Source organism: Ureibacillus xyleni, from assembly GCF_900217795.1.
GTDB lineage: Bacteria > Bacillota > Bacilli > Bacillales_A > Planococcaceae > Ureibacillus > Ureibacillus xyleni.
Map to the genome: position 1 here is coordinate 49372 of NZ_OBMQ01000017.1, position 15503 is coordinate 64874.

The following is a 15503-nucleotide window of genomic DNA, read 5'->3' on the forward strand; positions in this document are numbered from 1 at the left end:
AACCCTACATAACGCTTCATTTTATCTATTGTCCACCGATAGTAATCACTTTCACTTTCCTTAGTTCACATCTAAACTCATTTGCTCTAACTCGGTTAACTCCATCCAATCATAACTGTTCGAAGTAACCACTCGGTAACTTACACCAATCTTTTCAAAATACTTCATTGCACATAGAATTTTTCGCTTTTCTTGCGGGAATCGCAAATCTTCTAACTTTACTCCACCTTTTGTTTCTCTTACTAATTCCAGTTTTAACTTCCCATCATACTTTCTAACAATAGCCCAATCGGGATTATAGTTTCCGACAATCTTCGGCAACAAAATCTTGAACTTTGGTGGGAACTTAAAGTAAAGAATTGTATTATCTTTCTCAACATCTGGTTTAATTAGATTCTCGATAAAATCACGTTCGACATCTGAATCTACTTGGACCTTATCGTATAACCCCGCTTTTCCCGCTTCAATTAATTCTTTCTGAGGTTGCTTCACCATAATTGGGAAAAGTTCATCTAATTCATATACCTCTGTATTCTCGTCAATATCAAATTCAATATTATCAACAATATGGTCACTTAGAGTAATCCGAATTTCAGAAAGGAATGTTGAAACCCAGCCCTCTGGATTGTAGAAAATCTTCTCTTTTTGTTCTGTACTCATACGTTTAAAAATCTCTACAATTGTTTGCTTTGTTAAGTTCGTTTCATTAGCAGTTCGAGTAATAAAGTCTGGAATTGGATAGGTTGATTTTTCGGCTTGCTCAACTTGCTTTTTAGGCTTCTCTGCCTTTTCCGTTTGAAATTTGAAGGGTTCAAATTTCTTTACTATTATTTCATTTGTAAACTTTACATAAGGCTCTCCATACAACTCTCCCATATGCATAACTTTAAATCCACGTAAATGGTCGTCTTTTGTTTCTTTCTTAAGATCATCATTAACCATTATTAAAGGTTCAAAAAGCTTTTTGTTTCCTCTCGAATCTTGCATTTCAATTTTGAGTTTTGCACTCTCACCTTCAACTGAAACAAGAGAGATTTTGTACTCACACATGATAAAGCGACCTTTTGTTATTTCAATTAGAGGAGATGGGAATTTTGCTTGATTGAGTCTTTCAACACATTGTTCAATTAGTTTAGTATCATTCACCGTTACCTTGTAAGACATTTTCTTATTTAACTTTTTCCAAAACTCTGTAAACTCCCCCGATTTGTAAATTTCGTCTCTTCGACGCACTTCACTTGGCTCAGGCGGTTTAGGAGTTGGTGGTGCATCCACTCCGTCTTCAATGTATTCCTGCTGTAATCGGGAAACAAAAGATTCATACTGTTCATTAGCTACGACAGTTAAAATATTAATATCATGGTTTTCTGCTCTTTTTCCTTCCTGATCCACAGCTAAACGTAAGCCTCTACCAATCTCTTGGCGTTTTTTCATGGTAGAACTTGTTTGATTCAACGTACATATTTGGAATACATTGGGGTTATCCCAACCTTCTTTTAGTGCTGAATGGGCGAAAATAAATGAAACTGGTTCATCAAAGCTTAGTAGACGTTCTTTATCTTTCATTATCAGTTCAAACGCCTGTTTTTCCATTTCACGTTGCTTTTGATTTTTACCATCCGTATCAACTGCTTCTTCTTCTGGAGAATCTACTTTTGGTTTGGAAAAATAACCTTGGCGTACTTCATCTGCTGAAAGTTCCCTAAATTCGTCATAATGACGTTTTAATCGTTCAAAACTTTCATCAAATAACCTTTTTATCATTCCATCATTGGCAGTATAATTTTTTACCCTGTCAATGAAAAACAGGGAAAGAACTTTGATTCCTTGAGCCTTTAATGCTTGCTGTCGTTGCATGTGAACACTAATGGTTCTTTCAATTTGAGATCTAAAAATACTTTCCTTTGATAACATAGAATCACTTACTGATAACGTTATTCCGTTTTCAAATATAATTAACTGATCTTCTTCATTCTTACCATAACGTATTTCCTCAACAATGAATTGCTCATAATCAGAGTTTTTTGTTTTAGTAAAGAGATTTTCACCTTGTTTTAAGCTAATATCCCTTTCAACTAATTGCCCTTTATCTAATACTAATGCTCTCAATACAGCAGTCATTGGGTTACGTTTAATTTCTAATAGACGAAGAATACCTTCATTTAGATTACCTAATTCAGAAATTCCAATCACTTCAATCTGCTTAACGAGATTGTTTCTAAAGGCATCAATTGGCGTTAGACGGTACACTAAATTTGGCGTTTCCCGATGTGTTGCTGAATATCTTAGTACAAATAATGGTTTTAATGTTCGAATAGCTTCTTTTGCTTTATTTGTTTCAAAGTTCTGGGCTTCATCCAAGATAATAATCGGTCTTGTTGCCTGTATATACTCAAAGGGTTTCCATTCACCTTGTAATTTTTCTGTATGCTTGTAGATGTTGTTACTCGCTTTGTTGAAAGAATCTATTGTCATTACCATTACAGTTAAATCGTTACTGTTTGCGAAAGTATTCAACTCACCTAATTTCGTACTATCGTATTCAATAACAGCAACATCTTGATTATCATACAACTGACGAAAATGGTTTCTCATAGTTTTAAGAGACTTAATAACCCCTTGATAAATGGCGACGCTTGGAACAACTACTATGAATTTTGTAAACCCATAATTTTTCTTCAATTCATACATTGTGCGAATATAGACATAAGTTTTTCCAGTTCCTGTCTCCATTTCAACAGTAAAGTGTGGGACACGAATCGAATCGTTCCCAGCCACTTCAAGTACCATTCCATCGTCTACATACAAGTCATCAGAAAACTCCAGTTCACTTCCACGACTTTCATCGTTATTTCTTTCTTGGACTCTTTGGAGATTGTCAAACAACAAAATCTCATCTAAGAATTCATCAGGCGGAAAGTTTGGAGTTACATCATTCATTGTCCCAACTGGTAATTCAATCTGCTCCTGATAAGGTACTCCTTCAAACAAATCAACCACACTGGAAATGGCATCTAACTGGAACTGTTGGTCAGCATTATATTGTAAAGTAAGTTTTTTAGCCAATTAGTCCACCCCCACTAAATTGTTTTCACGTTCATTGATTCACTAAGGAGAATCTTTTGTTCATTCGACAAGGCATTATCAAGGCAAATAAATGTACCTTTTCCATATTCATCATTTAAGAATCTACCTGTTTCTACCTGTAGCTTTCCGTCCAGACAGACAACTAAAGGAAACGGAACATCTTCATGTTGAGCAATCCAAAGCGAATTAGATGATTTCTCAATTACCTTTACACTGCTATCAAGTGGGAAACCTTGGGATAGCATTAATTCAGTTACAACATCTATATCATTAGCTTCCTCAATAATAGAAGTTGAAGTAAATAAATCCAAATTCTGGTTAAGTACATTCAAATTTTCTCCTTCGTACCCTTCCCATTTTCTGATATTCGTTTTATCAAGTTCATAAACTACAAAGCCTTCATCTAAAATTACCTTTTGGTCATCTTCCCTTGATAAATGCTCAATGCTTTTTTTAATTCTCTCTTTAGTAATATCTGCTATTGTATTGTACTTCTCTAAGTTGGTTTTTACAGGGAGTTGCACCAACATAAATCTTCTTTTACCTAAATCCTCACGATTAAGTTCTAAAACCGCTTGTGCAGTTGTACCTGAGCCTGCGAAGAAATCTAAAACATACTCATTGTCCTTTAAAATTAACCTCAAAAGAAATTTCATTAATGCTATAGGCTTTGGAAAGTCAAAGACATCATTCTCTCCAAACAAGTCCATTAAAGTTTGCGACCCAGATTTAGTTGACCCTACATCTTTTATGATACTCGGAGGATTTACCACACTTCTTTCCTTTTTATACTTTAAAACCCCGCTACTATTAAAGTAAAATTCCAATACTTTTTGCCCTTTTGAATCAAAAGTCTCTTTACCAGAAAACCATTGTTCCATTTGACCTTTCATAGCCCAACCCGCTTCGAGAGTTACCGATTCTTTTAGTACACCATTTTCAGCAATCATTCTTCCAGAAATAAGAAAAGTCTTTTCAGAACCTCCCCATTCACCTTTTAATTCCGTACCATCGACTGCTTCAAATCTTGTTCCCTTTGGAAACGTAAAATGACTTGAGGGATTCTTTTTACTAATTTTCTTTAAAGCACTGTGTTCAATTGTCCCCTCTCCGCCTGAGAAATTAGGTAACTTATCTTTATTTTTAGCATAAACAAGAATATATTCATGAGCCCTTACAAAATGCCCTGCCTGAGTTCCTGTACCTAAATCCCAAATTAATTCAGATAGTAAGTTTTCCTCACCAAAAATTTCATCCATTATACGTCTTAAATTAGCCATTTCATTATGGTCTATTGAAACAAAAATTACTCCATCTTCTTTAAGAAGATTTTTAGCTACTTTTAATCTGGGGTAAATCATATTTAACCAATTTGCATGAAACCTTCCGCTATCTTTGGGGTTACTTGTTAAAAGTCCCTCTTCATCCATCTGTCCAGTTTTTTGTAAGTATTTCTCCACAGGATCTTTATAATCATCCTTATAAATTAAATCTTCTCCTCTATTATATGGAGGGTCTATATAGATAACTTTTATTCTATTGGCATAACTTTTTTGGAGTATGCGGAGTATTTCTAAATTATCACCCTCAAAAAACAAGTTTTTGGTATCACTTTCATTTATACCATCACCTTTTTTATACTTTAATGTCCCTTGTGGTGGTAAGAGTGCCAACTTTCTTGCTTCTTTTTTCCCTACCCATTGTAATCCATAATATTCTTCTGTGTTATCCTCAATTAAATTTACATTTAAACCTTCAATTTCATCTTTTAGAATTTCAATATTTAACTTTCCGTCTCCAAACGCCTCTGGAAAAAGCTCTTTCAGCTTCGCAATTCTATCTTCATCAATCCGATCAGGTCTTTTTAATTCTTCTATTGGCATTCCTTACACCTCTTCTTCCTCTAAATTTGCTTCAATTACTTCAACTCTTTCATGTTCCGTTCCATAGTCATCATAGAAGGCTAAGAAATTACTTTTAGCCCGACTGGAGGAAAAGGCATAAGCCTTAAATGATTCGCACGAGAAACGGACATCACAGTTTCGGCATACGTGTACTGCAAAAGTCTTATTGTCTTGGACTTTAGAAAGTAACTTTTCAACAGGGGGTGGGCTGAATTCAAATCCTTCAATCATATCAACCACTTCACCAAAGGATTCTAAATATGCATCTACCTGTTCCATCTCTAATTCAATTGGCACTTCTGGATTCCATTCTGTAAGGGCTTCTTCTAATATTTGTTCATTATTAGCTTGTGATGCTCTTTGCTTCGCTTTCCTTAATTCTTCTGTTTCACCAATTGCAATAATAGAAGTACCATCTAAATGTTGTCCACGTACTGATTGCCAAATATGAGCATAAATATTGAGTTGTCCTTCATAGTCTTTCTTATTGCATCGAACAAAATCAACATCATGCGTTTTAATGTCATACATAACAGTTCTATCGTCTTCTTTCACAACATCTACTACACCTTGTATTGTATAATACTTTCCTGATGGTGTTTTTTGCTGTGGAAGAGTAAGGCGTACCTCAGTATCGGAAACATTCTCAGCGAGGTTTCTAAGTTTTTTCCAATAGTGTTTTACTTGTTCTAAAGCCATTTTTTTAACGTGTGGGGATAATGAATGTCCACCTTCTAATCTCAATAGCTCGTAATTTTCTTCAAAAGCTTCCTCTATGAATTTTAACATTTCATCATTATTCATTTCTGTCACCTCGCAATGAAATGATTTGATTATGAATGTCTTCTATTGTTTGATGAACAAGCGATCCAAATAACATAGTTTGCGAACGAGAAGGAACAAATCCGTATTTTTTAAACACCATGTAATTTCTTGGGCATTTTAAATACATCAAATAATCACTTGTATATGAATAAACTTTAGGGATTTCATCTTCTTTTACTTCTACTTTAGGCATATCGGTTACGACCACATTCGGTATTTGAGGGTATTTCATTTCCTCTAATAATTGCTTAAAAGCTGGTTCAACGGTTTGTCCTTGACCTCTCAAGTTGCTGATAATCAGCATTTCTTCTGCTCTTGATAACGCAACATAGAATAATCTCATTGTATCAAATTCAGGAATCCTTGCTAACGGTTCATTATCGCCCTCAACTAACGGTCTTACAATCTCTTCTTCTCGTGGAACATTCTTATTTTTCTTTCCAGGATTCCCAAGAATAACGTATGGAAATTCAAGCCCTTTAGATTGATGAATTGTTAAAAACGGAACCCTACCTTTTGGGAATGGTGTTTCATCATTTTCAACTTCCGTTTCTCCAATCCTGAAGAGACCATAGACATACCGACCAAAGAAATCATTTGCAAGATGATCCTCAATCAATCTTGCACCAGTTATCACCGAACTTGACTGCTCCATGTATCGTGATAAATACTCTGAAATCATGGATAAATTGCAAATTGGTCCTTCATCTAAACCATCTTCCGCAAGTTTGAACATTTGTGAAAAATAAGGGAATCCGCACAATCGGTAAAATAAGTCCAAAACGTTCCAGTCTACTGATGTTGCACGATTAAGAATATATTGCAAACTGAATGGTTTTCCTTCTTTATTTCTTTGCTCAATAATCTTATCTAATCTATTTGAGCCTAATCCTCGTATTGTTTGTTGGGAGATTAACGGTGTTTTCGTTAAGATTCGTTTATGTGATTGCGGGACATAGTTATCTTTTAATGTCCATCCGTTATCGCTTACTGTTTTTAACAATCGGATATAGTCCTCTTTGCACCTTTTCAGTTCTTCAGTTTTTACAGCAACAAACCGTTCCATTCTTTCATCTTTTTGTATTAATTCTTTTGCTTCTCCCTCTATCACATCTAACCAATCATGAAAATCTTTATATGCACCCGAAAAGTCTTGTCTGGCAGGTCTTCCAATGATTTTTGTAAAGATACCTAACATTGCTTTTGCTTCCTCAACTTCTAAAAAACGCCCTGCCCTTGGTGCATAAACATTAATTCCTTCTTTTTCTAAAGCCCTCTTCATTCGTTTTACATGCTGATTATTTTTCAATGCAGGGAATAAAAATGCAATTTGATTTGGATCTTCAACCTTTTTTTCGTCAATCAACTTCCTGACAAATTGAGCAATTTCCTCAGCTACATCCTCAGATTTTGATGGAGTTGTAGTAATTACAGATATATCATTGTCTTGTTTAAATGCTTGGATATTCTTATCGTGTAATCGGTAATAGCCTTCACCGCTCTCCCTCACCCAACTCACCTTATCTATAAAGTTAGTATAAGTTGTAACTATCTGTTTTTTGGAACGGTAGTTTATATTTAATTTGATTTCTCGTGGTGGTGTTTGCAGATATAACTGACTACGTTGTGGAAACTGTACAAAGTTTTCAACAGTAGCACCTCGGAATCGGTATAAAGCTTGGTCATCATCACCAACCACACAAAGATTCTTATTTCCCTTCGCTAATCGAAAGAATAGTTGTTCTTGAATTCGATTTGTGTCCTGAAATTCGTCTATGACAACATGCTCAAATTCAAATATTACATGTTCACTTTCAAGCAACTGATGTAAAGCTCTTTGCTGAAGAAGTGAGAAATCTACCATGTTATCAGAATGGAGTTTTGCTTTGTACCATTCGTATAATTTTGCAATTTTTAGTAATGTATCATCTCTTTTGCTTTTTGCGTAATCATATATTTTTTCAACTGGAAGGTTTTCTTCAGAGAATCTATTAAATATTGAAATAATTGATAATGCTGTATCGTGACGTGATTCTGAACGTTTTCCAAAATATTGTTTCATATCAGAACGCCATATATCTTCTTTTACGTGAAGTAACTCCTCAGTTAATCGCCAAAATGAACTTGAATTTATAAAATAATACTGGTCTAATTCATCCATGAGAATTGGTGGTTTAACCCTTGAACGATTTTTAATAAAACGTCTATCACCTATTATTTTTTGACAAAGGGAGTGGACTGTTCCCACATACATTCTTGAAATATCATAGGGAACACCAGTAATGTTTGTTACTGTTCCAAGTATCGTTTGCAATCCGTCTTTTAATTGCTTGGCGGCTTTTTCAGTAAATGTTGATAAAAATAGTCTTTCAGGTGGAACGTTATGAAATACTATTGCATTTACTGTTCTCCATAAAAGAACTCTTGTTTTACCAGAACCAGGACCCGCCATTAAAAATAAAGGTCCTTCTAACGACCTAATCGCATCTAATTGCCCTTCATTTGGAGTAAAGCCATGTATCTGAAATAAACTTTCTAAAGAAATAGAATTATTCATTTAGTCAAAACCTCCCCAACAGTTTCCTATAGTAATATTCTACCATTTCATACGTAGTATATGTTTAAAGGTTTCATGAAAATTAAAGAGCTTCACCCGCAAAAGGTAGAAGCTCTTTCAATAAAGTTATTTTGTTAACATTAACTCAGTTAATTCTTCCATCATAATTCGGTAACTATCTTCTGTTGGAAGTGGTTGTTCTGGTAACTCGATTGGAACTTGAACAAATCTATCGGTTGGAACTACCGAAGTTCTTTCTGGCAATTCCTTAACTTTATAAATGTAAGGAGAGAATCCATCTATCATTTTCTTAAAGATACTTGCAATCTCCTCAAAAGTTAGCTCATAACTTTCTTTCGGTTCAAAATAAACTCCGATTCGCCTTTTCTTAAAGCACAGGTCTTGGTGTATAGTATCAACAAGTTCACTTTCAATACTTTTAAATGCTTCATACCAATCCTCTTCTGCTTTGTCGAAGTATAACTCCACAAATGCAAGATTTCGAACATCTTTTGCTGAGCATCTATAAATTATCCCAGTTTTGCCCCCACCGCAACTAAGGATTCGATCATTTCGATTTGTCTTTTTATCGTAATGAAAATTAAGAAAATACGGTATCTTGCTACGCAACACTTGTAACATTGCTCGCTTTACATCTTCAGTTCGGTCAAAGTCAGGTGGCGATGGATTTGTATTAACCTGTCCGCAATGCGATGGATGCATTTGCAGATTCACTAATTCAACATTTAACAGGGGATTCAGTTCCCTTAACAGATAAAAGTTCTTATATATATCCAAACGGTACATTTCATTTAGTTTTTCCAATACAGCGATGGTATCTTCATGAAGTGCAATGGCATAAAAATCAACAAACTCTTTTTGATGCGACTCAAACCATTTTTTCAATTCTTCCATAATTCCTTCATCAAATGATTTGGCAATCCATACGATAACCGATTCATTATTTTTTTCAATCATCTCTATTACTCTGTTCAGATACTTCTTATTTGCTTTCGTGACCTGTACTTCGATAATAACAGGAATTCTTCTCTTAAAATCAACCCCACGAATATCTATGTGATTGTATGCAATACGTTGTTCAAGCGTAATATTATTGACCTGAAATCCAAGTGTATCTGAAAGCAATTGCGGGTTTTCCTTCAAGAATATAGAAAGTATATTCTCTTTCATCGAACCATTTTTACTCATGCCAATATATCCTTTCGATATTTAGTTATACCTTACTCATCAATTTTGGTAAAAAATAAATGCATGAAAAAAGCACCTACCAAATTCGTTAACAGATTCGGTAAGTGCTTTGCCTTTTATTTATATAATTATTCTTCAATGGATTCTTCAAAACCATCTTTTTCACCTCTTTTTTGCTATTTTCTGTGAATTTTAAAGAAGATGTTGGCTATAGTCAAGCATTTTAACAGGACTTTTAAACCGCTTGAAAACCATATGTATATCTTCTATATAATTTCATTATATGTTATGTAAAGTTCTATATGGCTGGTATCAGTAAAATCAATATTATATATGAAACTTATATTTATATTATATTAATATCCTATGTCTATTCTCTATGTAAACGGCAACAGAAATTCTGTTACCGCTGGAGAACTAAGTCTCCTTTAATTCGTTGATCAACTCCCCAATCTCGTACAATTCTTGCAAAAGACTTTCTTTTGACCAGTCCGCATTGAGGATTGCTTCAAGAATTTCAAGTAGTATTTCCTTGGTCTCTGCACTTAGTATTTCACCGTTATGTTGTATTTGGTGATTGAATAATAATTCTTTTAAATCCGTTGTCTCACCTTTATCCCAGCTCAAACTGGAACCAACCAGAGTCCATGGTTCTACATTTAATGCCTCTGCAAGTACCATTAGCTTGGGAAATCCTGGAGATTTCTTTTGTGACCGCTCCAATCGGCTTAGATATGAAGCTGAGATTCCTGTTAAACCTGCAAGCCTACCAAGTGACAAACCTCTTTCCTCTCTCAACTTTTTTAACATTTTTCCAAAATCATCACTCATCTGTTCCTTTTTCAATTTAGTCCTCTCCTCTTTTACATTTTCCAAAATGGAAATCCTGTTTTTTGATCGAATGATCTTTTTATCATAAGCAGGAAGAGGATTTTGATAACTTAAATTAGTAGAGAATTATTTCATTTTCTATTAAGTTATTTTGTGAACGAAATAAGGAAAGAGATTAATTGTGTTCAGGTTGTAACTGTTTCGCAATTTACACATTTAAAACAGCCAATCATTTTAAGTGTGAGTAACCGAGATGGATTAAGTAGTTTATTTTCCCTTTTGCTCATTTATAACTTTCCAGACATAATTCGTATAAGTCTTTAACTCCTTTGCAATCTCCACTTGTTTCATGCCCTTTTGATGAAGACGTAGTATTTGCTCTTTCTTCGTCATTTTCCCATGTAACATAGTAATCACCTCTCGCAAATATTTATTTGGATTATACCTTTTATCTAAAATTTCCGATAGTAAGCAGTAGCTGTGACTGAGGTATATGACTGTTGTGTACATTCTTTATGTCTTTAATCAAAATTAATAACCTTATACAATATAAATGACAAAATTCGGGATTTTTCCTATAATCTATTAAAATGATATTTTACTATATAACTTCATAATAAAATTCACTGGGGGTAAAGACTGTGAAAACCTTTGATTCCGTCACTGATTTTATTAATCACTATAACAATAGACAGACGATTTCCACTTCAGTTTCCATAACTCTTAATGGAAATGAACATACATTTCTAAGAACTTCCACTCACAGTAATGACAAGATTGCAAAACGTATGTTTGACAGCTATCAATTTGTTGAAGAGGAAAATTACGGTTTAGGAATTGAGCTTACTGTTAATTATTACCGTTACTTCGAAATGAAGATTATTTTGGAAGCCTACTTTAGCTTTTATCACGATAAAGAGACGTTTTTACTTAGTCCTTTTTATTTCTATGACAAATTTGTCAGTGATGAAGATTTTGAGCAATATAAAGATTCTATTTCAGATTCATTAGAAAAATGGACTGGATTAAAGTGGGTTAATATAAATCGGGTTCAAAACGCTTTTAATGATATTCGACTAAATACATATATGAAGGCACACAAGGATTTAGCATACGAGCTTCCATTTCATATTTACAAAGATGAGGAAAGTTCAATGGTTACCAATTTTATAGATTTAAAAAGAAAAGATAAATGGAAAATTGATGAGGAAGGTAAAAGTAGATACTTTACAGAACCACTCGTAGTCCCTGAATATTGGTAGCATAAATCACAGTCTTTCTTTAACACTTTTTAACAGGAGGAGTTTTTATGTTTATTGAAAAGATTGATCCACAATTATTGGAAGAAATTCGTGAAGCACTATATGAAGAACAGAATGAGCTTCAAGCAAATTGGGATGGAGTATTAATAGACCTTAAGAACGAAGATTTTGAAGATCTATTACGTTCGCAAATCTTTAGTGATTATCTTAATATCCCACTACATATGTTATCTGAAATGATTAGTCAGCACTTCCCGTTTATAAAAGAAAAGGATATTTTTCCTGACCCATACTCGGATGTTATTATTTCTGAAAATGGAGAAAGTAAAGTGGTTTGTTTGCGTGTATATGCAGATCATTTTGGTCTCGACAGATCAATGCTAAGCGAAATCGAATTAAAACAATTGGATAAGTTATTTGAAGAGTTAACCCAACTATATGAAGATTTGGAAGTTGACACAACATTATATATTGCTCCTGTTCCTTTAGAGGAAGTTCCGAACGACTATCTCGATGAGGAAGATGAACAAGAGTTTGTTCGGCTTGAATTTTAAATTGTATTAAAATATTTCAAGAAGTAGGATAATAACGTTAAAATTATCCTACTTCTTTTTCTTTGAAAATAATTTCCCCTTCTGATTTGGCAGTTCCTCCTTGAGCATTAAAAAGAATTACTCCAAGCCTGGCAAGAAGAGGAGTTCCTCATGATAAATAATATTATTAGGAACTGAATCATCAAAAATTGAGTTTGTGGTTAAGAAAAGTGGTTCTGGCAATTAAAATATGTAGGTTTATAGTATTATGCCTAAAACACTTTGATTTTTTTAGGATAAATTGCAAAGAGCAAATATTTACATATTTGTTATGCTGTGCTAACTGGGCAGGTTAGTGGAACAAGTGACTATTTGGTAATTAGTTAAGTTACGGGAAAGACTGATTTCTCAATTTTAACACTGAGAAATTGGTCTTTCCGTACTGAATTTTTTAATGTTGTAAATCCTTATTTTCCTGTGATTTATTTCGGCTTAATTCTAACAAAATATTTAATCCTACTTTTAATTCTTCAAATGACGCATAGGCATAGGAAAGACGAATATGATGTAAATCTCTTGTTTCATAAATATAACCTGGGTTGATCAAAACATTTTTGTTAATTAAATTTAAAAATAATGCCTTATTTACAATAGGTTCATGAAACCTGAGCCATATATAGAAACCACCCTCAGATTTTTTCCAAGTAGCGATTTCTTGGAATTGCCGTTCCAATATATCTTCTACAAGGGTAGCTCTTCTTTTCAATTGTTCACGAAGTTTAATTAAATGCCTTTCATATAGACCAGATGATATCCAGTGTGCAACGATTTCTTGAGAAAAGGCACTTGAACCATAATCTGTTTGCATTTTGATATCAGCTAATCGTCTGATTACAGGTGTAGGTGCAACAACCCAACCAATTCGTAATCCAGGACTTAGTGTTTTGGATACACTGCCGATATAAAGAACTTGCCCCAATGTATCAAAAGACTTTAAAGCAGGCGAAGAAGGTTCAAATAACAATTCGTGGTAAACATCATCCTCAATAATCGGAATTTGAAGTTCTTTACACACATTGTAAAACTTTATCCTTTCTTCTACTGACCAATTATCTCCTGTTGGATTATGTAATGTTGGTACACAGTAGAATAAAGATTGTCTTTTTCTTTTATGTGTTCGTAAGGAATCTGCTAAATGTACATCCCGTAAAACTGAAATCATTCGCATTCCAGAAGATTGAAAGGGGTGGACAGAATTCAAATACGAAGGTTGTTCTTGAAAGACGATTGAACCTTCTTCTAATAATCCAATTGCAATTAATTGAAGTGCTTGCAATGCACCTGAAACAATTAAAATATTCTCTGGATCTGTTTGAATACCTCGATTCGTTAAATAATTGCATAAAATTCTCCTTAGTTTTTCACTTCCTTGTGGCGATGAATAGCCAATTTCTTTTGAATCCAGGGATATCTCCTTCAATGACTGTTCAATTTGCTTTGTTGGTAGTAATTCTGGTGATAATTCTCCTGTTCCAAGACGGATAATATGATCCATTTGCTCATATTCATTGATGAGTTGAATTGTATGGTAGTTTGGTTTATGAATACTTGATTTAATGTGTTGTTGCCAATTCGGTTGAGCTCGGTTTAGAAGTACATTCCAAGAATTATTAGCTACAAAGACCCCTGACCCCATTTTTGATTCGAGAAAACCATCTGCCTTTAATTCATCTATAGCAAGTTGAACGGTGCTTCTATTTATATTAAACTCCATTGCGAGTTGGCGTTGCGTTGGAATCCTTGTGCCAACAGTCCAATCACCTCGTTCAATACGAGATTTTATCCAATCTACAAGTTGCTCTTGAATGGTCAAATGAGAATGACGATTTGGTTTCCACTGCATATAATCCCCCTTTAAAAAATTGGATGGATATAAAAACATCCAATTGGTTGTTTCCTTTTAGTTTTATCATAGTACGATAGTATTTGAAAGGGAGTTGACTATATGGAAGCCATTCTTCATGGAATAATCTTAGCATTCGGACTCATTTTACCTTTAGGAGTGCAGAACGTATTTATATTTTCACAGGGAGCCACACAGCCAAAACTAATTCGGGCACTTCCAGCTACTATTACAGCTTCACTTTGTGATACATTTTTAATCCTTTTAGCTATCTTCGGGCTATCTGTAATCGTCTTACAATTCGAATGGCTACGGGTTAGCCTAATGTTTGCGGGGATTTTATTTTTACTTTACATGGGTTATGCTATTTGGCGTTCTGAACCAACAACTAATACGAATAAAGCATTACCAACCCGTCAACAGATCATCTTTGCTTTATCCGTTTCTTTATTAAATCCTCATGCCATTTTAGATATAGTCGGTGTTATTGGGACAAGTGCCTTAAAATATGTAGGAACAGAACAAGTCTTATTTACAATTGCATGTATAACAGTATCTTGGATTTGGTTCTTTGGGCTAATGTTGGCGGGCTCAATTATGAAGAAATTAGACGGTACAGGAGGTTTAATGAGCATATTTAACAAATTCTCTGCCCTGTTTATCTGGGGAACTGCTATTTATCTTTTTATTGGACTAATATAACATACCATAATAGGGTGTTTGTGATAGACTGTACTTAAATTAACGAAGGCTTTACTTCAAGAAGGAAAATGCTCGTTTCTTATTGAAGTAAAGGGGCAGTTTACTTGAACAAGGATTGGTTACACTTTAAGTAGGGGGTGTAACCTACATTGCAATATTTAAAGTTTCTTTTTTACGAAATGATTTTATTTAGCCCGTTTTTTATTTTGAATTTTTATGAAAGTATTTACCCTAATTCACCATTTACTCAAGGTGGATTTTTAAATCTTACATTAACCTTGCTCATATATGCAGTTCTAATCGGTTTATTGATTAAATTATTTCTACGGTTTAATACTATTTCATTTAAAAGAAAGATTTTGCTCTCCATTCCCAACTTATTTCTTTCTGGATTAATTATAGGCATAATAATGTTTTTCGTTTTTGGTGCAGAGTGATATTTGTTATTCAACTTAAGCGGCTTGAGTTTAAGAAAGGGTTGTTGCTACAATCCTTTTTATACTGATAATTAAAGTATAAGGTGGTGAATGCTTTTCTTAACGGAATTATTCTTATCGGAATTGGTATTATCTTATTTTTCATTTCAAAATGGTTATGGAAAAAGGGAAACCCCGAAGAGACCTTTATGGAAGCATTAGGGGATTTAATATCAGATTTAGTAGGTTGGCAGTTCCCTGTGGTCTTTTCGGG

At 34.0% G+C, this 15503-nt stretch carries 11 protein-coding genes; 3 read left to right on the plus strand and 8 right to left on the minus strand.

Going from position 1 to position 15503, the window contains the following annotated elements:
• Nucleotides 1–60 precede the first annotated feature (60 nt).
• The 7 genes from CRO00_RS18085 to CRO00_RS20220 form a co-directional block, all read right to left on the minus strand.
• On the minus strand, nt 61–3066 hold the full coding sequence (locus CRO00_RS18085) for a restriction endonuclease (RefSeq protein WP_097075076.1): 3006 nt from the start codon (nt 3064–3066) through the stop codon (nt 61–63).
• A gap of 14 nt (nt 3067–3080) precedes the next feature.
• Nucleotides 3081–4970, minus strand: a complete 1890-nt coding sequence (locus tag CRO00_RS18090; RefSeq protein ID WP_097075077.1) for a site-specific DNA-methyltransferase — start codon at nt 4968–4970, stop codon at nt 3081–3083.
• Between the two features lie 3 nt (nt 4971–4973).
• Nucleotides 4974–5795, minus strand: coding sequence for a PD-(D/E)XK nuclease family protein (locus CRO00_RS18095; RefSeq protein WP_097075078.1), 822 nt, complete (start codon nt 5793–5795; stop codon nt 4974–4976).
• Entirely contained in the window at nt 5788–8373 is a 2586-nt protein-coding gene (locus tag CRO00_RS18100; protein WP_097075079.1) for an ATP-dependent helicase, read from the minus strand. Before CRO00_RS18100 ends, CRO00_RS18095 begins: the two co-directional genes overlap by 8 nt.
• 126 nt (nt 8374–8499) lie before the next feature.
• Nucleotides 8500–9582 carry a PDDEXK family nuclease gene (locus CRO00_RS18105; protein ID WP_097075080.1) on the minus strand — a complete coding sequence of 361 codons (1083 nt, stop codon included), beginning with the start codon at nt 9580–9582 and terminating at the stop codon, nt 8500–8502.
• Nucleotides 9583–9999: 417 nt separating this feature from the next.
• Complete coding sequence (locus CRO00_RS18110; protein WP_097075081.1) at nt 10000–10428, minus strand: helix-turn-helix domain-containing protein; 429 nt, start codon at nt 10426–10428, stop codon at nt 10000–10002.
• Nucleotides 10429–10680: 252 nt separating this feature from the next.
• Nucleotides 10681–10821: a hypothetical protein gene (locus CRO00_RS20220; protein WP_161946737.1), complete on the minus strand. Its 141-nt coding sequence runs from the start codon at nt 10819–10821 to the stop codon at nt 10681–10683.
• A 233-nt stretch (nt 10822–11054) separates the two neighbouring features.
• Here CRO00_RS20220 and CRO00_RS18115 point away from each other — a divergent pair, with 233 nt between their 5' ends.
• Nucleotides 11055–11675, plus strand: a complete 621-nt coding sequence (locus CRO00_RS18115) for a hypothetical protein (protein ID WP_097075082.1) — start codon at nt 11055–11057, stop codon at nt 11673–11675.
• Between the two features lie 47 nt (nt 11676–11722).
• Complete coding sequence (locus tag CRO00_RS18120) at nt 11723–12229, plus strand: hypothetical protein (protein ID WP_097075083.1); 507 nt, start codon at nt 11723–11725, stop codon at nt 12227–12229.
• Between the two features lie 430 nt (nt 12230–12659).
• On the opposite strand, the gene CRO00_RS18125 is transcribed toward CRO00_RS18120, so the two are convergent.
• On the minus strand, nt 12660–14111 hold the full coding sequence (locus CRO00_RS18125) for an aminotransferase-like domain-containing protein (RefSeq protein WP_097075084.1): 1452 nt from the start codon (nt 14109–14111) through the stop codon (nt 12660–12662).
• Between the two features lie 102 nt (nt 14112–14213).
• Between CRO00_RS18125 and CRO00_RS18130 the strand changes: the two genes are divergently transcribed.
• On the plus strand, nt 14214–14813 hold the full coding sequence (locus CRO00_RS18130; protein ID WP_097075085.1) for a LysE/ArgO family amino acid transporter: 600 nt from the start codon (nt 14214–14216) through the stop codon (nt 14811–14813).
• Nucleotides 14814–15503 lie beyond the last annotated feature (690 nt).